This is a genomic window from Phyllobacterium endophyticum (assembly GCF_003010935.1).
GTDB lineage: Bacteria > Pseudomonadota > Alphaproteobacteria > Rhizobiales > Rhizobiaceae > Phyllobacterium > Phyllobacterium endophyticum.
In genome coordinates, this window is sequence record NZ_PGGN01000006.1 from 187600 (window position 1) to 211630 (window position 24031).

Here is a 24031-nt window from a genome sequence, read left to right on the forward strand (position 1 = left end):
TCGCAGTGCGACTTTGCGGCCAGACGGCCTTGTTATTGCTTAAAGGCTGATGTATAGGCTCGCCAACAGTTTTGGAAGCCCACGCCCCTGTGACGTTTGGCTTCATCTCTACCAATCGGCTCCGACCGGAACCCCACTTAGCAGTGGCGCTGGTTGTGCCCACCAGTTTAGGACAATACAGATGCAAGCCAAGATTCATCCAGATTACCACACAATCAAGGTCGTCATGACCGATGGTACCGAATACCTGACCCGCTCCACATGGGGCAAGGAAGGCGATACGATGAACCTCGATATCGACCCCTCCACGCATCCGGCATGGACCGGCGGTTCGCAGCATTTGACGGATCGTGGCGGCCGCGTGTCGAAGTTCAAGACCCGTTTCGCCAATCTCGGTATATAAGATCCTCCGGGTAAACCGGATTTGAAACGGCTCCGATCTTCGGGGCCGTTTTCGTTTTTCCTCTCCTCGTTTGACAAGCCGTTGTTTCGTCAATAGCTTTTCACATGCGTATCTGCATGCATAAGGGGGAGGGAAAACCCGATGACCGACGTGACTTCAGGTATTAACACGGCACCGGGGGCAGTGATCGAGCCAAGTCTTCACCGGGTCATGGGTCCTTGGCTGCTGCTTCTCTTCATCGTTGGCGATATTCTTGGCACTGGCATTTATGCGCTGACGGGACAAGTCGCAAAGCAGGTGGGAGGCGTTGTATGGCTACCATTCCTCGTCGCCTTCATTGTCGCTGTCGTCACCGCCTTCAGCTATCTCGAGCTGGTAACGAAATATCCGAAAGCGGCAGGTGCGGCACTCTATACGCATAAGGCCTTCGGCATTCACTTCATTACGTTCATCGTCGCCTTCACCGTCATGTGTTCCGGCATCACCTCCGCATCGACTGCGTCACGTGCATTCGCCGCTAATCTTTCCGGTGCCTTTCAACTCAACCTTGAAACCGGGATCGGCATCTCGCTCGTTGCGCTTGCCTTCATGGCAGTCGTCGCAGTGGTGAACTTCCGCGGCGTTGGTGAAAGCGTCAAAGCCAATGTGGTTCTGACAATGGTCGAACTGACGGGCCTTCTGATTATCATTTTCATCGGACTATGGGCCATTGCTGCGGGTCAGGGCGACGTCTCGCGCATCACGCAGTTTGCCTCCTCTCCCGATGGGAGCGTCTTCTGGTCAGTGATGGCTGCGACCACCCTCGCCTTTTTCGCCATGGTGGGCTTCGAGGACTCGGTCAACATGGCCGAGGAATGCAAGAATCCGTCGGGTATTTTCCCAAAGGTGCTGCTGGCGGGTTTGTTCATTACCGGCGCTATCTATGTGCTGGTGTCGATCTCGGCGATAACGCTCGTTACGCCGGCTGATCTTGGTGAAGGCGAAACCCCGCTGCTCAAGGTTGTTCAGGCGGGAGCGCCGAACTTCCCTCTTTGGATATTCGGCTTCATTACCATGTTTGCAGTCGCCAACAGTGCTCTGATAAACATGCTGATGGCGAGCCGTCTCGTCTATGGCATGAGCCGCGAACACGTGCTGCCGCCGATCTTCGGCAAAGTTCACGCCGTTCGCCGTACGCCATATCTCGCGATCGCCTTTACCACTCTTCTGGCGTTTGCACTGATCCTGTTCGTTGGTGAGGTCCCGGCGCTTGGAGGTACGACCGCGCTGTTGCTCCTGTTCGTCTTCACGATCGTCAACATCGCAGTGCTTGTCCTGCGGCGCGAAACGGTTGATCATGACCATTTCCGCACACCAACTTTTCTGCCCGTCATTGGCGCTATCTGCTGTGCTTTCTTCGCGGGCCCCTGGACCGGACGCGATCCGGTGCAATATAGGATCGCCGGGATCCTCATAGGCATCGGCGTGGTACTGTGGGTTGTCACGATTCTGGTTAATCGCGCCGCCGGCGTGAAGGCGACCGACGCGGACATGGCGGCTCTTGGCGGGGACGGTCCGGTCAACTGAACGCAAATAAAAACCCGCCAGATCGTTAGCTGGCGGGTTATTGTATCTCGTTGGATCAGGCTGCGCTGAGCTTGGCCAGGACTTCGTCGCTTACTTCGAAGTTCGCATAGACATTCTGCACGTCATCATCGTCGTCGAGGGTCGAAATCAACCGAAGCACCGACTGAGCCTTCTCCTCGTCAACGGGAGCGGTAGTTGCTGGCTTCCAGATCGCCTTGATCGATTCTGCCTCGCCGAGGGCGGCCTCGAGCGCCTTCGAAACATCACCTATATCCTCGAAAGCGCATAGGATGAGGTGCCCCTCTTCGTCACTGGTTACATCGTCGGCGCCAGACTCGATGGCAGCTTCCATAACCTTGTCGGCGCTGCCTGCCTCGGGCTTGTAAGTGATTTCGCCGACGCGATTGAACATGAAGCCAACCGAACCAGTTTCGCCCAATGCACCACCCGCCTTGGTGAAGGCCGCGCGCACATTCGAGGCGGTGCGATTACGGTTGTCCGTCAGGGCTTCAACGATGACGGCAACGCCGCCTGGACCGTAGCCCTCGTAGCGGACTTCTTCGTAATTGTCGGCATCGCCACCGGACGCCTTCTTGATGGCTCGTTCGATATTATCCTTCGGCATCGATTGCGCCCTGGCGTTCTGGACAGCCAGGCGCAAGCGTGGATTCATCAACGGATCAGGCAGCCCTTGCTTGGCCGCGACCGTGATTTCACGCCCGAGTTTGGAAAATATCTTTGACCGAACGGCATCCTGGCGCCCTTTGCGGTGCATGATGTTCTTGAATTGTGAATGGCCTGCCATGGCACCCCTGCGTGCTTGTCTGTGGTTGTTGATGTTTCACTTCAGGGCCCTGCAATGAGGTTCGCGGGCTACACCGAGCGGAAACATGCTTCTGGAATGGCGCCCTTATAGGTAAAAACCGGCGCTTCGTCCAGCACCAGTCGCTCGCTGTTCATCCAAGCTTCAAACGCACATCTGCATAGCCGGCTTTCGACACCGCGGAGCAAAAATCGAACCACTCGCAATCCGCGCAGGCGCGCCGGCTCTCGCCTTTCGCAAAGGCGATGCGCAGCTTGTCGACCGCGGCGGCATCGAGATTGATCGTATCGCCGATCCGGAGCGGTCGGCCAAGCAAATGTCCGACGTCGGACATCGCTTGAATGTCACGATCGGCAACGCTGCCGTTGACGCAATGCGGTTCGGTGGTTGCAAGAAGGGGCTGGCAGATATCGTCCGGCCCTTCCCTTATCAAGATATTCTCGCCCGCCGCCAGTCTTGCAACAACCTTGTCGTAATTTTCAGTGAAGGCGGGGCTATAGCCCCTGCCAACATAGGTCAGCATGCACAGAAGGTGGTGCGCGCGAAGTTCGACCGTCAAGACAGGCGGATACCTGAACGCCGCAACATTTCAATCGTTGCCGCTGCCAGCGCTGACTTGAGGACGCCGCCGATGATGAAAGGCGCGACACCGAAGACCCATGCCTTCTCGAACCCGATCATGTTCGCCAGCCATGCCCCGCCGAGCGCGAGGCAAAGTGCGTTGCCCATAAGCATGACACCGAAAGCCGTGAAAGGATTTCGCGTCAGCCCCCGTTCGGCCAAAAGGCCAACGAATGCCGCTACAACAGGAAAGGAAAGGAGATACCCCGCTGTCGGACCCGCAAAGGCGATCTGGCCCGGCGTGCCGTCAGCCAAAACAGGCAACCCGACGAAAGATTGGAGAAGCCATGCGATGACCGTGATGCCCCCAAGCCGCCAGCCGTAAAGTGCCCCGACCATCGTTACCGCGAAGGTCTGCATGGTCACCGGTACCGGAATCATCGGCACCGAAATCCACGAACTGACCGCCAGCAATGCTGTGCCGATCAGAACGGCGATCGCCTTGTAGAGAAGCGAGCGGTTGGCAAGTTTGAGCGGAACGAAAGCCTCGGCAAAAATGGTCTGGGTCATTGAGTGGGAATCCTCCAGTAGGCGTTGATGTACTTGTATCGTAATCAGTGCTTCTTTTTTCTGCGGCGCGCCAGCATGTTGAGCGCCTCGACCAGAGCCGAAAAACCCATCGCCGCATAGATGTAGCCTTTAGGAACATGGTAGCCAAACCCATCGGCGATCAACGTCATACCAATCATCAAAAGGAAGCCCAGCGCAAGCATGACTATAGTAGGGTTGTTTGCGATGAATCTTGACAGTGGCTCGGCGGCAAGCAGCATGACAGTCACGGCGGCAAGCACGGCGATCACCATGATGGCGATTTCGTCGGTCATGCCGACGGCGGTTATGATCGAATCCACCGAGAATACCAGATCGAGCACGAGGATCTGCGCGATTGCTGCACCCATCGTCAGCGTAACCGTTTTGCCGATGACGTCATCCTTGGCGTCCTCGTGGTCCACGGTGTGATGGATTTCCTTGGTGGCCTTCCATACCAGGAACAGGCCGCCCGCGATCAGGATGAGGTCGCGCCATGAAAACCCGTGTCCGAAGGCTTCGAAAATCGGTTCGGTGAGCTGGACGATGATCGAGATCGTGAACAATAGCACAAGACGAAGCACGAGGGCGGCACTGATGCCGAGCCGGCGGGCACGCGCCTGCTGTTCCTTCGGCAGTTTGTTGGTGAGGATCGATATGAAGATCAGGTTGTCAATGCCGAGCACGACTTCCATCACGACGAGCGTAACCAAAGCTATGAGACCGGATGGCGTGTAGATGAAATCGAAGTAGGAGAGTAGCGCTTCCATGGGGGTCGTTCCTGTGTTGCTGTGGCCCGGATGGTGCAAACCGATGACACGACTTAGGTGAGCGTTCGCGGTTCGGTCAACTCATTTCCAGAATGATGGGATAGTTTCTTCAAGTCTCGGGCCAAGACGCAAGGGCGCGATCTTCTCGGCCAGACCGGTCCGGTCGGAAATCTCGACGCCGACCCCGCAGATTGTCGCTTTGCCGCTGGCAGCCTCGAACCGGCCTTTCGGCACCTTCGAAAGAAACCTGTTAAGCGGCTCTTCCTTGTCCATGCCGAGCGAGGAATCATAATCGCCGCACATGCCCGCATCGGACATATAGGCGGTTCCGCCATTCAGGATCTGCGCATCTGCCGTGGGCACATGCGTATGGGTGCCGACGACGAAACTGGCACGGCCGTCTACAAAGTGGCCGAAACACTGTTTCTCGCTGGTCGCCTCGGCGTGAAAATCGAAGACCACCGCGTCAGCCTGCTCGCCGAGCGGACATGCGGCCAATATTTCCTCGGCGACCGTAAAGGGGTCATGTAGATCGGGATGCATGAAGACGCGCCCCATGATATTCGAAACAAGCACACGCGCGCCATTCCTGGCGAGAAAAACGCCAGAGCCTTTTCCCGCCGTCCCAAGCGGGAAATTCGCCGGCCGCAGAAACCGCTGTTCGCGTGCGGCGAAGACCAGTGCCTCGCGCTGATCCCAAACGTGGTTGCCGGTGGTGACGACATCGGCACCGGCATTGATCGTATCGTGGAATATCTCTTCGGTGATGCCAAAGCCGCCAGCGGCATTCTCGCCATTGACGATAGTGAAGTCGAGATTGAGGTCGGCTATCAATCCAGGCAATTGCTCATAAACGGCCGTCCGGCCCGAGCGGCCCACCATGTCACCAAGAAAAAGTAATCTCACGCGCACATCCTGAGTGAGAGCGCCCGTCCCTTCGGGGCTCATGATTGTCGACTGGCTTTATCGGTCTAGTCAAAGCTGCGCAAGCCGCTTTCCGTCAGGATCGCCTCCAGCGGAACATCGTGCGGTTCGTCCGGCACGACTTCTACCTCCTGGCAGTTGAATGCCACGCCTATCAATCGCGGATTGACGCAAGCGTCCTTCAGCCGCGCGATTGCCCTGTCATAATAGCCCGCGCCATAACCGATCCGGTGACCGCGCTCATCGAAAGCAGCAAGTGGAACCAGCATCAACGACGGATCGAGAACTGCCGCGTCCTCGGGCGGTCCGATCGTACCGAATCCCGTCTCGACCAACGGCGCGCCGCGCACAAGTTCCCGAAAAAGGATTGTTCGTTTGTCGATAATAACGGGAAGACACAGCCGTGCACCTTTTTCGCGCATATGGAAAAGCAAAGGCCGCAGATCCACTTCAGAACGGATCGGCCAAAAACCTGAAACGCTGGTTCCCGGAGCAAAAGTCAGGGAAGCCGTTCCGGTATCTGCAATACGAAGGGACGCGTCGATGCGATAGTCGACGGGTAACGCATCGCGTCGGCCGAGAGCCTCGAGCCTCAATTTCTTCTTAAGTTGTTTGATGCTGGAGAGATGCTGCACGCAGGTGACTTCATGAGGCGCCGGCAGCCAGGCCAGCTCGGGATGAGCACAAATTGAAAGTGGCGTCCACACAACCGATGGAGAAGTCGATCCCGGGAACCTACAAAGTAGGTGGGTGCCGTGTGAAGAAGCCCACGGGCCTCCTCAGGGACAGCTCCCTAAGGGATCATTAAGGCCCCGGGGAATATGTCTCTCCTGTCGAGAAGCGCAGAGCGCCAGTGCAAATATAGGATGGTTGGTGGGATTGCACCAGTGGCGTTGTTGGCTAATTTCAGCCTCTTGCGCGCATTAAGTGTCAACCCTAATCTCGCGCGGCTCTAGGGAGACGAAGACAGGAACGAATATGAGCGTTGAAATTCGCCCTTTGCAGAAATCCGATGAAGCCGAATGGCGCCGGCTTTGGGCGGGCTATCTCGCCTTCTATGAGACGACCGTCGCGGAGGAAGTCTACCGGACGACCTTCGCGCGACTGATCTCAGGCGCCGGCAATGAGTACCGCGGATTCATTGCGTGCCTTGAGGCAAAGCCGGTAGGCTTGGCTCACTACCTGTTTCACCGGCACAATTGGAGCATCGAGGATGTCTGTTATCTGCAGGATCTTTATGCCGATCCGCAGGTGCGCGGCAAGGGTGTTGGCCGCGCACTCATCGAAGCCGTGCATGGCGAGGCGATCAAAGCCGGCGCACATTCTGTTTATTGGATGACGAATAAGGACAATACGACGGCACGGCAACTATATGACAGGATCGCCAAGGTCACGCCTTTCATCAAGTATGTGAAGGCGGTTTAACATCTGGAACTGCGAAGGATCTGAAACGGTCGAGGATAGGAGCTGAGACAGAACCTCTTCTGTCAAGCGATCCACACGTTAACTTTGCAACCGTTTCCCGGCCCTCACAATATTGGCGTTCCGTCCCGCTACTGTGCCGCTTTGAACATCAATCGACACGAGCTTCTCGCTGGCAGCCATTGCTTACCGTTCGCCCATTGCCTCGGACGAGATCTCGGCCAGCGGCGAGAACAGATACTCGAGAATACGGCGCTTGCCGGTCTTGACTTCCACGGTAACCGCCATCCCGGCCGATAGAGGCATGGCTTTGCCATCTACATCGATGGTGGTCTTGCCGGGCTTGATGGTGACGGGGAATACCAGGTTCTGAACACGTTGTGCATTGCCGGTGGGGATTGTGTTCTGGAGTTCCTTGGCGGCCTCTGCCTCCACTTGCTGGGCGTCGGGCTCAGCGATGGCGTCCGTAGCGACGCGCAGGACCTGGCCTTCGATCATACCGTAGCGGGTGAACGGGTACGCTTCGACTTTTATTATAGCATCCTGCCCTGCCTTGACGAACCCGATATCGTGGTTCGGCAGATAGGCCTCTATTTCGAGGGCTGCATCCTCCGGAACGATCCGCATGAGCTCGGTTCCAGCGGAAACCACCTGACCCACCGTGGTGATGGCCGACGCCTGCACCACTCCTGCGACCGGGCTTGCGATCGACATCGATTGCCTGCGCTTTTTCAGTTTTATCGTCTGTTGCGTCAATTCATCGACCTGCCGTTCGGCAGCCGACATTCTTTCGATATTGTCCGCTACGAATGTATGGATCACCTTCGCGGACTCGCTGACAGCCACGTTCAATGCAGTGCGGGCGGTTTCGCGCTGCCCGTTCTGGCTTGCGAGTGTCGCCTGGGCTTCCTGCAGCTGCTGCAGCGCGTCGATGACCTGCGCCCTTGATCCGGCTTGCGAAGCGATGAGTTCCGAGCGCATCGAAACGCGCTCCGCCAGAGTTTTCGCCAAATTCCCTTGCGCAGTGATGGTTTCGTCCAGGCTGCGGATTTCTGCCCGGCGCTGGGCACTTTGTGCATCGAGATTATCGAGAGATGATGCGAGCTGCGAGATATCCGCATCGTAGTTGAGCTGTTCGCGCGTGGCGATATTGTCCGGCATGTCTGGCGGAAATACCAGCCGCAAGCCGGTGCCGTTGCGGCCAGCGCCCGTTATTGCCTGCTTGAGCCAGCCGGCAACCGTGTCCTGAACCGCCTTGCGCCGCAGAACTTCGGCGCGAGAGGCTTGAAGGTTGGTCTGACTGGCGTTTTCCTCTGCCCTTATTTCCGTATCGTCAAGCACGACCAGCACGTCGCCGGCTTTGACCTTGGTTCCGTTTGTCACGGGTATCGCGATGGTTTTACCCATCTCGATCGACTGGATGACCTTGACGCGCCCTGCCGGCTGCACTTTTCCCTGTGCCGTTGCGACGATGTCGAATTTGCCGAACCAGGTCCAGGCAAGTGCGCCGACCGCCAGAACGCAGATGAACCAGATCATGGCGGTGCGAACCGGCGATGCGGGCGTTTCCAGTATCTCGAGCGCCGCAGGCAGGAATTCATTGTCCGCGGACAGGCGCTTCGGCGCACGGCGCGCCGGCGCCATGGCCTGCGGCTTGGCTTGAACGTTCATTCCTTGCCTCCCGATTGCAGCTTCCACAGGTGCGCATAAAGCCCGCCTTCCCGCGTCAGCAAACTCTCATGCGTGCCTTCCTCGACGATGCGCCCGTCCCGCATGCCGACGATGCGGTTGCAATGACGGACGGAGGCCAGGCGATGGGCAATGATGATGACGGTGCGGCCACGCACGATATGTTGCATGTTGGCGAGCACGATGCGCTCGCTTTCATAGTCCAGCGCGCTCGTGGCTTCGTCCAGGATCAGGATTGGCGGATTGGTTGCAAGCGCACGGGCGATCGCCAGCCGCTGGCGTTGACCACCCGAAAGGTTCGCGCCGCGCTCTTCGATCAGCGTGTCATAGCCGCGCGGGAGCTTCGAGATGAACTCGTCCGCTCCCGAAAGCCGAGCCATTGCCATGGCACCTTCACGCGACATGGCAGGGTTTGCGAGCACGATATTGTCGTGCACCGTGCGATTGAACAGCATGTTCTCCTGCAGAACGACGCCGATGTGCTTTCGCAGCCAGGCGGGATCGGTCTGCGCGATGTCCTGGCCGTCGATGAATATCTGGCCGTTATTGGGGATATAGAAGCGCTGCACGAGCTTGGTCAGGGTCGATTTACCGGAACCGGAAGGCCCTACGATGCCGATTACCTCTCCAGGACGGATGGAAATGCCGATATCCCTCAAAACGTCCTGGCTATCGGGGTTGTAGCGGAACGTCACGGATTTGAAGACGATGGCGCCCTTCGGTGCCGGCAGGCTTATCGGCGTTGCCGGGCGTGGTTCCTGCGGAGCGTTGAGAATGTCGGCGAGCCGAGAGATCGAGACCTGAACCTGCTGGAAATCCTGCCACAGCTGTGACAGCCGCAAAATGGGCTGGGAAACCTGGCCGGCAATCATATTGAAGGCAACGAGCGCGCCCACCGTCAGTTCTCCATTGATGACGGCTTGCGCACCGAACAATAACAGGGCGGCGCTGGTGATCTTGCTGATATATTGAATGGCATTCTGGCCCTTCGCCGCGAGCATGGTCGCCGCGAAGGATGAGCGCACATAGGCCGCCAGCCGCTCCTCCCATTCGGCGGCCACGACCGGCTCGACAGCCGAGGCCTTCAGCGTCTGCACGCCAACCACGGTCTCGACCAGCAATTGCTGGCTGAATGCCCCGCGATCGAATTTCTCGTCGATACGCTCCTTGAGGAAAGGACGAATGAAGAACCCGATGGCGAGATAGAAGGGAATGGACGCGACGACAATCCAGGCAAGCTTGGTCGAATAGCAGAACAGCACAAAGATGAAGACGAATGTAAAGACCAGATCCAGGCCGGAAAACAGTCCCTGGCCGGTGAGAAAGTTGCGGATCGTTTCGAGCTCACGTATCCGCGCGACAGTCTGGCCGGCTGCCCGCGTTTCGAAATAACTGAGCGGCAAATTGAGAAGATGCCGGAAGAGCCTGCGGCCAAGCTCGACATCGATGCGGTTGGTCGTGTGTGAAAGTGCGTAGGTTCGAAGATATTGCAGGACGACATCGAAGAGACCGATAGCCGCCAGACCGAAGACGAGTACGATCAGCGTCGAGTAGCTGCGATGCGCCAGCACCTTGTCGACGACGACCTGGAAGAACAGTGGGGTCACAAGAGCAAACAGCTGAACGAAGAGCGAGGCGACCAAGACATGTCCGAACGCTTTGCGGTACCGCCAGATCGATGGCAGAAACCACCGGAAGCCGAAACTTTCGCGTGAGGCGCCAGCGCCGGCGAACCGCCGCTGAACCAGGATGAATTCGCCGTTCGTCAGCGCCAGCAGTTCCGCGGCACCAATGATTTTTGAGGTGAAGCCGATCGGATTGATCAGTTTGAAGCCGTCTTCCGAAGACCCGACCAGCAGGGCAAAGCTTCCGTCGTCAAGACAGGCGACGGCGGGAACGGGCAAGGTCTTGAGCCGGTCTGTCCCGCGCACGCTTACCATACGCGACTTGAGGCCGATCGACAGCGCTGCCCTGACAATATCCGTTTGCCGTGCGTGGGCTCTCAGTGCCAGTTCACGCGCCAGCGTCTCGGGCTGTGTTGCGATACGATAGAAACCCGCGATAGTTGAAAGCGCCATCAGCCCGGTGTCGGGTGCATAGTCTTCTGCGGTCGCGGGAGAGACATCAATGTCTGCATCATCCATGAAGGATCACCAATAATATTCTTTGAGTACAACGTGTCAGGCAATAAAAATTGTAATAGAGCAGCAAGATAGAGTGCCGGAAAACACCGGATTTCTGCCGATATCACTCTTGTTGCAACATGTCCATAGATGGAGAAAACCGGAAGTCGCGGCGCCAAAATCCCGTAATCTGACGCTCGCAACTCAGGATTGAACTACCGGCCAGATTCAGAACTTGCCGACGACATTGAGGAAGACGCCCTGATCATCCAGCGTAAGATCGCGCAGGTCCTCCGAGAACTGACCGAAATTATAGCCGACGCCGACTTTGAAATTGTCGCCGACATGCCGGTAAAGAGCGAGCAAGGCACCATAGTCGGTGGTGCCGGCGTCCGGCATTGCCAGCACACGCCCTTCGACGAGAAAGTCCCAGCTCTTGACGAAAGTCAGGTCGGCGCGAAGGATCCCGAGGTGCGCCGAAGATTTTTCCCAGCCAGAGAAGACTTCCCGATCGTCGTCCTGACGCTGCCGGGTCTCACCGATGCGAAAGCCGTATTTGCCGCCGATCGTAAGCCATGGATAAAGGTCATAGTTGGCATCCGCCGAGAGGATATGGCTGCGCTGGGACGGACCATATTCGTCGCCACTGATCGCGCTGACCTGATCCTCGCCCGGTGTATCACGTAGCCACGCATACTTGAACAATGCATTGAGCCGATCATTGGCGATAGGTCTGTAGGCGTAGCCGAAAGACGCTTCTGTATAATCGCCGTCGCGAAAGGAGGTTTTCCTGTCGGAGTCCGAGAAAACAGCCTCCACGCTGACAAGCAGCCGCCAGTCCTCCGAGGTTTTCCAGCTAAGGCCGCTTGCGACCAGATAGGTGTTGGCATCCCGACTGTCATCATCGCTGTTTTCGAAACGGGCCTCGCCGCGCAGACGCGCCGTGATCCTTTCTTCATCCTTGTAACCGATCGCCAGCGAAACGGCCCTCCGCTCGAAATCCGAGTTCTCCAAACCGTCATTTGGATTGATCGTATCATCCTCGACGATCCCCGCCTCGAACCCTCCGTCGATGGTCCAGGCCTCGTCAGGCGTATAGACGACACCATAGGTTTGGGTGAGCGAATTTCTCGCACCGAACAAATCGTAATTGCGTTCCGCATAGGCCGATAGCGTATCGTTCAATTTGCGCTTTGCGCCAAGGACCAGAGTACCTCGATCGGTTCCTACCAGGTCATAGCTCCTGTCTAGGCCGAAGGAACGGTCCGGGTCCAGCCGGTATCCGAGATAGTAACTGTCATCGGCCGTCGGATGGTAGTCGATGCCCGCCAATCCCCCGAAGCCCTGGTTTCCATAGGACACTTCGCCGCTAAGGCTGATCTTCTCCGTAAGCTCATAGACGGTGCCGGCACCGGCGCGGTCATTCCGGTTGATATCGCCGGCACGTGATAGTGTAGCTTGGCCAAAAAGATAGTAAGTGTGGTCGTCGTCCGGTTGATATTCCAGCCGGGCGCCTGTGTCGAGGCGCGATCCATTGTACCCGGATTTGCGCGTCGCGCGAGCAATGGGTGATTGCAATGCGCTATAGGTCAAGCCAAAGGAGGCTTTCCAATACTCGTTCAGTTGCCAGCTGACCGCACCGGCACCCTTGCGTTTCGACCGGCGGCCAATCTCCCGATCGTCGATATCGCTTCGCCCGCTCCCTTCATGGTAATCGTCATAGTTGAGATCAAGATTGAGAGCTTTGCTCAGTTCTATGTTGGCAAAGGCTCCCCAAAGGCGCTCATCCACCGAAACCTGTTCCGAGATCGTCGAGAACCCTGCGTTTTTCTGCTCGTAGTAGCTTCCAACTATGCCACTGAAGCCGTCGGCGGCGATATCCTCTAGATCCACCTGAGCTTTGGCGCGCCAGGACGTTGCCGCGCGATTGCGCGTACCGGTCGTGCCGACGTCGCTTAGGGTCAACCCGCCATCGGTCGAACGCGATGTGCCGAATCCCGGCCCTTTGGAGCGGGCGACCTCCGCCTCGATGAAGGTCTGTTCAGAGTGTCTTATCTGGATGTCGGCTCCGTAGGCCTGCTGGTTGGCGAGACCGGTATTCTCGTTCATGCCGGTTGCACCAATGCGAAGCTTGTCGGCAAACCAGTGTTGAACCCTGCCGCCATAAACATAACCGTCTATGGTTCCCGCGGTCGGCGTAAACTCATACTGTGATATGAGATAGAGTTTATTTCCACCGAGCGCCCCCTCACGAACCGGAGCAGCAGTGCCGATAGAAGAAGACAGCGGCCGCTTCAGGATCAGCGTTCCTTGCAGATAGTCGAAGGAATAGTCTTCGCCATAGCGCAAGGTGCGTCGTTCCATGACTTGCCCGGTTACCTGATCGCGCACCTCCACGCTGACCGTTTCGGAGCCGATAGTAATATCCTGGCGCTTCATGAAATAGGCGGAGCCACCGGTGCCAAGAAACTCATCGCGCTGCGGCAGCGTAGCTGGTTCAGCAGCGTAAACCGTGGCTTCGGTTTGTCGCTCACCGAACGTGGTCGTCTTTTCGGAGCGGTAAACTCCGCTGGCCCCATATAGTGCCCTGTCCGAGCGCATGAATTCATTGCCGGTAATCGACGCTTTGTAGTTGCCCCACATGACATGGCTGTCGCCGCGATCCAGCCGGACATAGAATTTGCCGTTGGTCGGCGCGTCATCGATCGCGGTCGAATCATCGCCATAAATGGGATAGAAATCATCGGGATCGATGCGCCGCAGCAGGTTGCGCGGGTCTTTTGCGTCGAGGCCGCGAAACATGTTGTCGAGATCGTCTTCGGCGCTGTCTCCTGCGGCAGTCAGCAGATATTTGCCTTTGATCTTGCCCTTCACATAAAAGGCCAGCCGTCCCTTGGCATAGACGTCATCATATTCCCCTGGACGTACAGTTTCTATATTGTCGTCTCCAAAGCGTTTGCCGACCGTAAGGTCCGCCAACCCGACATAGAACCATTCGTTTCTAGGTATCGTGATACGCCGGCTGAACGCCAGTCCGCCACTTTTTGAAATACCTGATACTGCCACGTCCACCTCGTGGTTGCCGGCCGGCAAGTACGTTGAACCACGAATGCATGTTCCCGATCGACGGGGATCGTGTCGCCAAGCGCCTTGACCAAATAACCCTCCGGTACATGCCGCCCGAAGATGGTCACCGCGCCGCCGTGGACCGGAATATTGCGCAGGGCGGTGTTGTCTTCCCCCATTCCGGGTGCAGTGACCGCGCCTTCGTCTGCCCCCACCCGGCCGGTATTCGTCTCTTGCTGGGGTAATTCACTGCTCGTTCGCGCCAGAGTTCGCGGCAAGGTCTCGTCATACCTTCTATCGGCATCATAGACACGCAGAACATACTTGAACCGCTTCTCCTTCTCCTCCTTGGCCGGCATGGTCCAGGAAGCCTCGCCATTGACGGCAACGGGAACGATGACGACGGGCTTGCCCGCAACTTCCTCGGAATCCTCGAAGATTCGTATCTCGGCGTTTCTGATGAACGCCGGATAATTTGCCGTGGCGAGAAAATCGATGGTCTCGCCCGGAAGATACGCGCGGCGTACCGGTATCGTCGATATGTTCAGCATGGGGCTGACGTCGAGGCCATCGAATTTGACCTGGATGTCAACAGCAGCAAGGCCAACGTCCGTCTTGCGCCGCTGATTGCCGATCGCGGCTGCCGCCGCTTTCGTGGGTCCTTGCCGAAGCGTGCCACCTTTGGCGAGGGGCTCGCCGTCGACACTGATGGAGAACGGAATGGAGCTTCCGTCCCTTTCCTGCGCAACGGCTGGAAGACTGGCAAACACCATCGAAACACACCCGGCGAGCATGCCGCGCGTGTTACCGGACGGTCGGCGGGACATGGCACGGCACATTGGACTGGCAAGATAATTGGTCATTGATCTGCCTCCGTGCGTGTCTCGATGTTCAGCTCATAAGTTCCTCCGGCCGCTTTCCAGCGTTTCCCTATATCCTCTCCGATCTCTGCGAGGCGTTCCTCCGCGAGCTTTCTGGCGACGGTGACAAGATAGAAAATGCGCAAGGTTGAAGGTTGCGCCTTCAGGACCTCGACCAGTCCGTCCAAGCTGTCGCTCCATTCCATTTTCAGGACGGTCGTGCCGTCTTCGAAGGCTCCATCGGTCAGATCAAGCCGCACGACATGGCCGATCGAGGCACCGAAATTGAGCTTTGACATCTTGCCGGCCGTCAGGCGGATCACCCTCGGATTCTCCGTCGTCACGCTGTAGCCGGTGGGCAAGGTGCGTGGATCCAGCTTCATGATGAAGTTGGAGCCAATGCGCTTGTCCGGCAGATCGGCACAGGCAACATGGAAGCGGCCATGCTTGTCGGTCGTAACCAGCAGACCCTTGACGGTGGCGACCCGCACACCCGGAAGGCCCGGCTCGTCAGGATCGGCATAGCCATTATTGTTCACATCATCGAAGACCTTGCCGGCGATATCGCCGCAGTCGAAAACCGGATCGATGATGATTTCGATTGTGGCACCGGCTTCAGGCGCCAATTGGCCGCCGCCAGCTTCGTCTACACGTGCCCGGTTGGTGTGTTTTCCAGGTTCTGCCGTGCTCAAGGCAAGCATCTGCAGGCGGATTGTCAGGTCAGCCTTGGGGCCCAACCGCAGGTTATCGAAGCGGACATTTCGACCAAGAATGACAGGGATTGCCGCGACACCATTTACGGTTGCGGAGCCCTCCACATAGCGGAAGCCTGATGGCAGCACGTCGGTTACGCTGATCGCGCCGACATTACCGAGGTTGTTGTTGACCACCTTGATGGTGAAGGGAGCTTTTTCGCCTCGCCGGATTTGGCGCAAGCCGGCCTGTTTCGTGATGGAGACGTCTTTGCCATCGGCTGCCGGGAGATCGATGACGGACGAGCTCTCCGGTGAATGGAACAGAGTACTCGTCGCACCATCACCATTGTATCCTTGGGCAGTCGCCTTGTTCTTGACCCCTCCTTCGAGGGACGCCGCCGCGTCGATATCATCCTGACCCAGCCTGTAAGTGGCTGTGAATGTCTGGTTCTTGCCCGGTTCTATCGAAGCCGACACGGGTTCGCGGCGCGACAATTTATTCTGTGCCGGACGACCGTTGAAGACCGGACCCTCATCGACGACGGACACGTCGTGAATTGTTGCAGTACCCTTGTTGCCGACCACGAACCGATATGTGATCGTCTCATCGGCATTGGCATGCCCGTCACCGTTCTCATCGTTGAACCGCCCGGTTTTGACGAGGTCCAGTTCCGGATTCTCTTCCCCGATTTCCAAGAGGGCAGCGCTTTCGCCGCTATCAATCGGGGCAGCGCCACCCTCCCCGCCTCCGCTCGATACCTCATCTCCAGGTGCCCGCAACGGCATCGGAGCTCCGTTCAACTCGCCTGGAGTTCCGACGGACCTGGCGATCATCGGAACATCTTTACGGACAAACATGGCTGTCTTCGGCGGCGCTTTGGCGGGCACGCGCCCATGGGCCTTCGCCTTGTTGAGAACGCGCTTGGCGACAATGTCCGCCTGAGTAAGGATGTAAGTGGCGGTAAAAGTGGTCGTATCGGTCTGCCCGGGCGCCAAAACCGGTATGGGTCCGCCCTTGATGACAATGCCTGGCAAAATGTCGGTGATCGTAATGTTGACGAGCGTGACATTGCCCGAATTGCTGACCTTGAATGTGTAGGGAACGCTGGCACCAGCCGTCCTGCCGCTCGGCTTGCCTATACTCTTGAGAAGATCGAGCTTCGCTGCGGCCACGATAGGCGTGGACACTTTTGGCGATATTGCTGTGATCGGGACGCCCGTTGGCGGGTTAGCCTTCACATTGGCCGTATTTTCAACCGAACCCGCGTCGATATCGCTCTGTTTGAGCGTGTAGACTGCCTGGTAGGCGGTCGTATTGACTTCGCCCGGCGCGAGGGACTTGATCGGCTGCCCCTTGAGAAGCACGCCCGGCAGGGCGTCGGTCACCGTGACGTCGCTCAACGTCACATTGCCGGTATTCGTAATAACAAAATCGTAGGCAATCGTAGCCCCCGGCGTATTGCCGGATGGCGCGCCCGCCCTCTTCAGGATCGTAAGTTCCGGACCGGCGGCTAGCGCCACCGGTACTGTGACTTCCGGACTCTTGATTGGTTCTTCACCGAAGATGATGAGGCCTTCTCCGGCAACAGGTCTGCGGCTATGAGTGCCCGTGGCCGTCGCCTTGTTGACCACCTTGCCTGCGTCAACATCCTTCTGCGTGAGGACGTAGGTGGCGCTGAATGATGTGCTATTCGCCTCGCCAGGGGCGAGGGCTGCGATCGGACCGCCCTTCAGCACAACTCCGGGAAGTGTATCCTGGACCGTGACATTCGAGAGTGTCACGTTGCCTTCGTTCCTCACGACGAATGTATATTTGATCGTATTCCCGGCTTGGACGACTGCGGGAGCGTCGGCCGTTTTCTCGACAGTCAGTTTCGATACTACGTCCGCGACTGTTGTCACCGGCGCCGATTCTATCGGCATGAGCGGTGTCCCGTCGGGACCGTCGCCAGTCAGCGTCGCGACGTTCCTCACTGCTCCAGTGTCGAGATCGGCCTGCTTTACGATATGATCTGCACTGCAGCTTGTTTCTGCCGCGGGCGCGAGCTGCTGGACCCTGCAGATTGGCAAGGTGGACAGCAACTTGTCACTGACCACGAGATTCCTCAGCGTCACATTGCCGATATTGGTGATTGTGAAAATATAGGTGATCTTGTCGCCGACTTTTGCAAACGAGGTACGGTCCGCCTTCTTGGCGATCGCCATCTCAGGCTTTGAGGCAAGCGCCACGGTTGTTGCGCTAGGGTCGCTCACGACCCTCGTCTTGTCGGGCGAAGTACCCGTGGCCGTTACCGCGCCTTCGACCCTGCCCTTGTCGAGATCGGCCTGCGTGATCTCATGCACCGCAGTAAAGCTCGCAGCGTCTTCCGCGCCCGGCGAAAGCTCAAGCAGCTGGCCCTCTATCTTCAGTCCCGGCTCATCAAGCACCACGTCCTTCAGCGTCACATTGCCGGTGTTCTTCACCGTGAACGTATAGGTGATCTTGTCGCCGGGCCTGTTGCCGGTGGGAACACCCGCCGTCTTTTTGACTTCAAGCTTGCCTAGCGCCGGGAACTTTGACGTCACCGGCGCCGATATCGCCGTCACCCAATCACCGACTGGCGGCTGGCCGGTGACGCTCGCCATATTCTCGACCCCGCCTCTGTCGAGATCGGCCTGCGTCAGCGTATAGATGGCGGTGAATGTCTTCGCATCCTCCGCGTCAGGCGCAAGCGAGGCGATGGGCCCTCCGCTCAGCAAGATGCCCGGCAATTTGTCGGAGACCGCCACGTCCTTCAGCGTGACATTGCCGATGTTCTTGATCACGAATGTATAATTGATGGTCGAACCCGCCACGTTGCCCGAGGGCTTGCCCGCCATCTTGACGATCGAGAGCTTGCCCTCTGCGAGAAGCGCCACGGTTGTTGCGTTAGGGTCGCTCACGACCCTCGTCTTGTCGGGCGAAGTACCCGTGGCCGTTACCGCGCCTTCGACCCTGCCCTTGTCGAGATCGGCCTGCGTGATCTCATGCACCGCAGTAAAGCTCGCAGTGTCTTCCGCCCCCGGCGAAAGCTCGATCAGCTGGCCCTCTATCTTCAGCCCCGGCTCATCAAGCACCACGTCCTTCAGCGTGACATTGCCGGTGTTCTTCACCTTGAACGTATAGGTGATCTTGTCGCCAGGCCTGTTGCCGGTGGGAACTCCCGCCGTCTTTTTGACTTCGAGCTTGCCCTCTGCGAGAAGCGCCACGGTTGTCGCACTCGGGTCGCTCGCCACCCTCGTCTTGTCGGGTGCAGTACCCGTGGCCGTTACCGCGCCATCGACCCTGCCCTTGTCGAGATCGGCCTGCGTGATCTCATGAACTGCGGTAAAGCTCGCAGTGTCTTCCGCCCCCGGCGAAAGCTCGATCAGCTGGCCCTCTATCTTCAGCCCCGGCTCATCAAGCACCACGTCCTTCAGCGTGACATTGCCGGTGTTCTTCACCTTGAACGTATAGGTGATCTTGTCGCCAGGCCTGTTGCCGGTGGGAACTCCCGCCGTCTTTTTGACTTCGAGCTTGCCCTCTGCGAGAAGCGCCACGGTTGTCGCACTCGGGTCGCTCGCCACCCTCGTCTTGTCGGGTGCAGTACCCGTGGCCGTTACCGCGCCATCGACCCTGCCCTTGTCGAGATCGGCCTGCGTGATCTCATGCACCGCGGTAAAGCTCGCAGCGTCTTCCGCGCCCGGCGAAAGCTCAAGCAGCTGGCCCTCTATCTTCAGCCCCGGCTCATCAAGCACCACGTCCTTCAGCGTGACATTGCCGGTGTTCTTGATCACGAATGTATAATCGATGGTCGAACCCGCCACATTGCCCGAGGGCTTGCCCGCCGTCTTGACGATCGAGAGCTTGCCCTCTGCGAGAAGCGCCACGCTTGTCGCACTCGGCGCGCTCGTCACCCTCGTCTTGTCGGGCGAAGTACCCGTGGCCGTTACCGCGCCATCGACCCTGCCCTTGTCGAGATCGGCCTGGGTGATCTCATGCACTGCGGTAAAGCTCGCAGTGTCTTCCTCGCCCGGCGAAAGCTCTAGCAGCTGGCCCTCTATCTTCAGCCCCGGCTCGTCAAGCACCACGTCCTTCAGCGTCACATTGCCGGTGTTCTTCACCTTGAACGTATAGGTGATCGTATCGCCGAGCCTGTTGCCGGTGGGAACTCCTGCCGTCTTTTTGACTTCAAGCTTGCCTAGCGCCGGGAACTTTGACGTCACCGTCGTCGAGGTTGCCGTTACCGGAACACCGACTGGCGGCTGGCCGGTGACGCTCGCCATATTCTCGACCCCGCCTCTGTCGAGATCGGCCTGCGTCAGCGTATAGATGGCGGTGAATGTCTTCGCATCCTCCGCGTCAGGCGCAAGCAAGGCGATGGGCCCTCCGCTCAGCACGATGCCCGGCAATTTGTCCGAGACCGCCACGTCCTTCAGCGTGACATTGCCGGTGTTCCTGATCACGAATGTATAATTGATGGTCGAACCCGGCGTGCTGCCAGAAGGCTTGCCAGCCGTCTTGACGATCGACAGCGCTGGACTTTTGTCCAAAGTCACGCCCACAGTTGAGGGTAAGCTCGCGAACTTGTCGCCCTGAGGCGTTACACCGGTAGCCGTCGCCTCATTGGATACGATTCCACCGTCGAAATCCGCTTGAGTAAGTGTATATTGCGCCGTGTAGGCGGTTTTCTCGGTTTCTCCAGGGGAGAGTTTGGCAATCGGCTTGCCAGTCAGCACCAGGCCGGGAAGTGTGTCCTCCACAACAATATTCGTCAGTGTGACGTCACCCGTGTTCTTGACGGTGAACGTGTAGTCAATCACACCTCCCACCGCCATTACCGTCGGACCTTCGGCATCCTTGAACAACATCAGGTCAGGAGCCGCACCGGTAAACATAGTCAGTGTCTTTCCCGGTAGGCTGGTGGTTGTTTCGCCGGATGGCGTGCTCCCGGTGGCAGTGGCGGAATTTTCCAGCTGCCCCGCATCGACATCGGCCTGAGTAAGAGCGTAGCTGGCGGTAAACGTGGATTTGTCTTCAGCACCAGGCGCCAGAGAAGCGATCGGGCCGCCTTTCAGATCGACGCCCTTCAGCGATTCGGAGAGTGTTATGTTGGTCAGGGTTACAGTGCCGATATTCCTGATCGTAAACGTATAGGGAATAACAGAGTCGGCCTTGAAGCCGTTTGAAGGTTTTCCTGCCTCTTTTGCGATGGCCAAGCCTTTTACCTGATCGAAGGTGACCGTCACCGGCGCCGATATCGCCGTCACCCGGTCACCGACTGGCGGCTTTCCGGCAACCGACGCCACATTCTCGACCTTGCCGGCGTCAACGTCTTTTTGCGTCAGCGTGTAAGTGGCCGTGAACGTTTGTGTATCTTCCGCCCCCGGCGCAAGCGAGGCGAGGGGGCCGCCCTTCAGCACAACACCTGGCAGTGTGTCCGTCGCGCTCACATTTGTCAGCGCCACATTGCCGATGTTCTTGATCACGAATGTATAATCAATGGTCGAACCCGCCACATTGCCCGAGGGCTTGCCCGCCGTCTTGACGATCGAGAGTTTGCCCTCCGCGAGAAGCCCCACGGTTGTTTCGCTAGGGCCGCTCACGACCTTCGTCTTGTCGGGTGCAGCACCCGTGGCAATCACCGCGCCATCGACCCTGCCCTTGTCGAGATCGGCCTGCGTGATCTCATGCACTGCGGTAAAGCTCGCAGTGTCTTCCTCGCCCGGCGAAAGCTCTAGCAGCTGGCCCTCTATCTTCAGCCCCGGCTCATCAAGCACCACGTCCTTCAGCGTCACATTGCCGGTGTTCTTCACCGTGAACGTATAGGTGATCGTATCGCCGAGCCTGTTGCCGGTGGAACTCCCGCAGTCTTTTTGACTTCAAGCTTGCCCTCCGCGAGAAGCGGCACGCTTGTCGCACTCGGCGCGCTCGCCACCCTCGTCTTGTCGGGCGAAGTACCCGCGGCAATCACCGCGCCATCGACCCTGCCCTTGTCGAGATCGGCCTGCGTGATCTCATGCACCGCAGTAAAGCTCGCAGCGTCTTCCGCCCCCGGCGAAAGCTCAAGCAGCTGGCCCTCTATCTTCAGCCCCGGCTCATCAAGCACCACGTCCTTCAGCGTGACATTGCCGGTGTTCTTCACCTTGAACGTATAGGTGATCTTGTCGCCGAGCCTGTTGCCGGTGGGAACTCCCGCCGTCTTTTTGACCATCAGTCCGGGTAAAGGTATCCCGGTGGTCGCAGTGCTGGGCTTTGGCTCGGGCAAGGGAGGACTGCCGGGGGGCGGCGTTCCGGTGACCGTCGCAGTGTTCTCCACCTTGCCGGCCGCTACATCAGCCTCGGTCAGCTTGTAGACCGCCGTCACCGTCTTTACGCCGGTGGCAAGAGTGCCGATCGTGAATGCGGGAAGTTTGCCTAGCTTGTCGTCAGTGATCTTCACCCCTGTCAAAGTCACGTTGCCGGTGTTTTCCACCTTGAACGTATAGGTGATCGTGTCGCCGGCCTTGCTGCCAGATGGAGCGCCGGATGTCTTTTCGATTGACAGACCTGACAAAGCGGGAAGCGTAACCGTTGCCGATGAAGGCAAGCTTGTAAGCGTCTTGCCATCAGGCGTGCTACCGCTTGCGCTCGCCGTATTGATGATCTGGGTTCCACCCGCCTTCTTGAGGTCGGCATCGGTCAGGGCATAGGTAGCGGTAAAGGTCGTCTCGTCGACTGTCGGCTTGTCCCTGGAGCCTGCGGCTAGCGTAATTGGCTCGCCCTTGATGACCACACCCGGCATCGTGTCCGTTATCTGCACATTCGTCAGCGGAAACGCACCAGGATTTGAAACCTTGAATTTATAGGTGATAAGCGCGCCGACAGCGAACACAGCGGGCGGTGTCGCGGTTTTAACGAGCTGGATATCAGGATATAGAATCGTAACGCGGGCCTTGCCAGATTCGCCATTAGCTGTCGTGGCCGGTTTTCTTTTGTCATAGAGGCCATTCTTGAACGTATATTCTACAGGCGTCGGCGAACCGCGGAATCCGGCCTCCGGATTGAAGGTCAAGCCACCCGTGTGGTCATCGTAGGTCCACGTGCCCTGACCCTTAACAGTGAAGCCGGTAATCGCGTCCCCGAGCGCTTCTCCACGTTTGATCGTGACGGGACTGCTCGCGCCTGACGGCAGCACGAGGCTTACCGTTCCTTTGGCGAAACTTGTCACGGAACTGACCGAAAATGCCCCTCCTGCCAGTTCGTTTCCATCATTCTCCAAAATGTGCAGGGTGACGGGCGTTCCGGACTCGGCCTCCTTGCGATCATCCTTGGCGGCAGGTTTGCGCATATCCGAGCATTTGAGATCGAACGACTGGGATTCCTTGTAGCTGTGGTCGTCGAGGGCAACCGTAAGCTTATTGACGCCGATACGGCCCATGCGGAAAACGCTGGTCTTGGAATAGGAAACTTCCGCTCCGGATGTCGGCTCGTTACTATAGGTTTTATCACCGATGGCGCTGAAAACGCTGTCCACCCCGGCCACAGTGCCGAATTCTCGCGGAAGCGTGGATTGCCTGGAAATACGGACAAATTCGACCGGAGGCGCGCATAGCTCAATAAACAGGCGCTCCTGATTGGGGCCGTCCAGATCGTTATATTGAACGAAGACTTCCGCCTCGACCGCTACGCCGCCTTTATCGGTCGCGAGATTGTAGGTTCCCGCCTCGTAGATATACCAATCGGCCCATATCGCGGCGCTGCCTTTGCCCATTATCGAGGCAATGCCTGGCTTTTTCAAATCATTGTGAACCGAAAACTCATTGGCGCTCGTTCCAGTCGATGCCTTCGCCACCAGGTCTACGTTTTTCCCGCCGACAGTGCCTGCGTTCTTGAAAAGGGCGCGCTTGTTTGAACCACTGGTGGCATCGCTAAAATCCGATTGTTTTAAATCGTTGAACTTAAGTTCGGCGGCAGACGCGGGAGCGGTTGCCGCGATCAATGCGAAGACGACCGCGAGAAAAATGAAGGGGCAAATCAGCCATTTGATGCTGGAAAGGCGGGCGCAATATGTTGTCAATGAAATACCTGTCTTTTCAAAATTCAGTCGCGCTAAAATACAACTTTAAGTAGTACTAACTCAAAACAGCAAAATCAAAATGATCAAAAACAAGGCAAACTATGAACCTGCTATATTTGTCCACTGGACTACAGTCAAGGACAAAAATATTTCAGCTACGGATAAAATAGTCCTAAATTCAACATGTTAGGTCAAATACAGCAACTAGCGATGTGTAGCCGATTGTATTTCCAAAATAGACAAAGCATGACGTCCACCCTGAAAACGCACACTTTATACGTGCACCCCCTGACCGCGCCTGCCGCCCTGTCTCGATACCGCCATCGAAACATTCCTCCCCGGATTGCTCCGGCACCTGATGTCGGCGGATAATTTCGGTCGGATGTCGGCTTCAGACCCATCTGGCTTGACCGTTGCGCCTGTCTCCCGCCGAAGTTGTATTTCTTTGGCAAGATTGCTACCGTCGCCTTCACCTGGAAAGGAC

At 57.7% G+C, this 24031-nt stretch carries 14 protein-coding genes and 1 other RNA gene; 3 read left to right on the plus strand and 12 right to left on the minus strand.

The window, feature by feature from the left end; genetic code table 11:
- The first annotated feature begins 181 nt into the window (after positions 1–181).
- Together rpmE and CU100_RS23995 are read left to right on the plus strand one after the other, a co-directional pair.
- Positions 182–403, plus strand: a complete 222-nt coding sequence (gene rpmE / locus CU100_RS23990) for a 50S ribosomal protein L31 (protein WP_106719150.1) — start codon at positions 182–184, stop codon at positions 401–403.
- 141 nt (positions 404–544) lie between these two features.
- A complete protein-coding gene (locus tag CU100_RS23995; RefSeq protein ID WP_106719151.1) occupies positions 545–1969 on the plus strand; it encodes an APC family permease in 1425 nt (474 codons plus the stop codon).
- 55 nt (positions 1970–2024) lie between these two features.
- Here the strand turns inward: CU100_RS23995 and CU100_RS24000 are convergent, their stop codons facing one another.
- From CU100_RS24000 to ssrS, 7 genes are all read right to left on the minus strand, one after another.
- Positions 2025–2774 (minus strand): YebC/PmpR family DNA-binding transcriptional regulator, encoded by a 750-nt coding sequence (locus CU100_RS24000; protein WP_106719152.1) that lies wholly within the window; start codon positions 2772–2774, stop codon positions 2025–2027.
- Positions 2775–2925: 151 nt separating this feature from the next.
- Positions 2926–3351 (minus strand): DUF1284 domain-containing protein, encoded by a 426-nt coding sequence (locus CU100_RS24005; protein WP_106719153.1) that lies wholly within the window; start codon positions 3349–3351, stop codon positions 2926–2928.
- Positions 3348–3923, minus strand: coding sequence for a biotin transporter BioY (locus tag CU100_RS24010; protein ID WP_106719154.1), 576 nt, complete (start codon positions 3921–3923; stop codon positions 3348–3350). Before CU100_RS24010 ends, CU100_RS24005 begins: the two co-directional genes overlap by 4 nt.
- A 44-nt stretch (positions 3924–3967) precedes the next feature.
- Entirely contained in the window at positions 3968–4711 is a 744-nt protein-coding gene (locus CU100_RS24015; protein WP_106719155.1) for a TerC family protein, read from the minus strand.
- A gap of 81 nt (positions 4712–4792) precedes the next feature.
- The gene (locus tag CU100_RS24020; protein ID WP_106719240.1) at positions 4793–5617 is read right to left on the minus strand and encodes a TIGR00282 family metallophosphoesterase; all 825 of its coding nucleotides are present in this window, start codon (positions 5615–5617) and stop codon (positions 4793–4795) included.
- Between the two features lie 65 nt (positions 5618–5682).
- Positions 5683–6270: a 5-formyltetrahydrofolate cyclo-ligase gene (locus tag CU100_RS24025; RefSeq protein WP_245419217.1), complete on the minus strand. Its 588-nt coding sequence runs from the start codon at positions 6268–6270 to the stop codon at positions 5683–5685.
- 60 nt (positions 6271–6330) lie between these two features.
- Positions 6331–6487: non-coding RNA, 6S RNA (gene ssrS, locus CU100_RS24030), on the minus strand.
- A 126-nt stretch (positions 6488–6613) separates the two neighbouring features.
- Here ssrS and CU100_RS24035 point away from each other — a divergent pair.
- Positions 6614–7060 carry a GNAT family N-acetyltransferase gene (locus tag CU100_RS24035; protein WP_106719156.1) on the plus strand — a complete coding sequence of 149 codons (447 nt, stop codon included), beginning with the start codon at positions 6614–6616 and terminating at the stop codon, positions 7058–7060.
- Between the two features lie 183 nt (positions 7061–7243).
- Here the strand turns inward: CU100_RS24035 and CU100_RS24040 are convergent, their stop codons facing one another.
- The 5 genes from CU100_RS24040 to CU100_RS24060 all read right to left on the minus strand — a co-directional run bounded on the left by CU100_RS24040 (position 7244) and on the right by CU100_RS24060 (position 23547).
- Positions 7244–8728, minus strand: coding sequence for an HlyD family type I secretion periplasmic adaptor subunit (locus CU100_RS24040; RefSeq protein WP_106719157.1), 1485 nt, complete (start codon positions 8726–8728; stop codon positions 7244–7246).
- Entirely contained in the window at positions 8725–10890 is a 2166-nt protein-coding gene (locus tag CU100_RS24045; protein ID WP_106719158.1) for a type I secretion system permease/ATPase, read from the minus strand. The genes CU100_RS24040 and CU100_RS24045 overlap by 4 nt, the downstream gene beginning before the upstream one ends.
- A gap of 207 nt (positions 10891–11097) precedes the next feature.
- Positions 11098–13935, minus strand: coding sequence for a porin family protein (locus tag CU100_RS24050; RefSeq protein ID WP_245419218.1), 2838 nt, complete (start codon positions 13933–13935; stop codon positions 11098–11100).
- An 859-nt stretch (positions 13936–14794) separates the two neighbouring features.
- Complete coding sequence (locus CU100_RS24055; RefSeq protein ID WP_106719159.1) at positions 14795–21304, minus strand: DUF7507 domain-containing protein; 6510 nt, start codon at positions 21302–21304, stop codon at positions 14795–14797.
- Positions 21301–23547: a DUF7507 domain-containing protein gene (locus tag CU100_RS24060; protein ID WP_106719160.1), complete on the minus strand. Its 2247-nt coding sequence runs from the start codon at positions 23545–23547 to the stop codon at positions 21301–21303. Before CU100_RS24060 ends, CU100_RS24055 begins: the two co-directional genes overlap by 4 nt.
- Between the last annotated feature and the right edge of the window lie 484 nt (positions 23548–24031).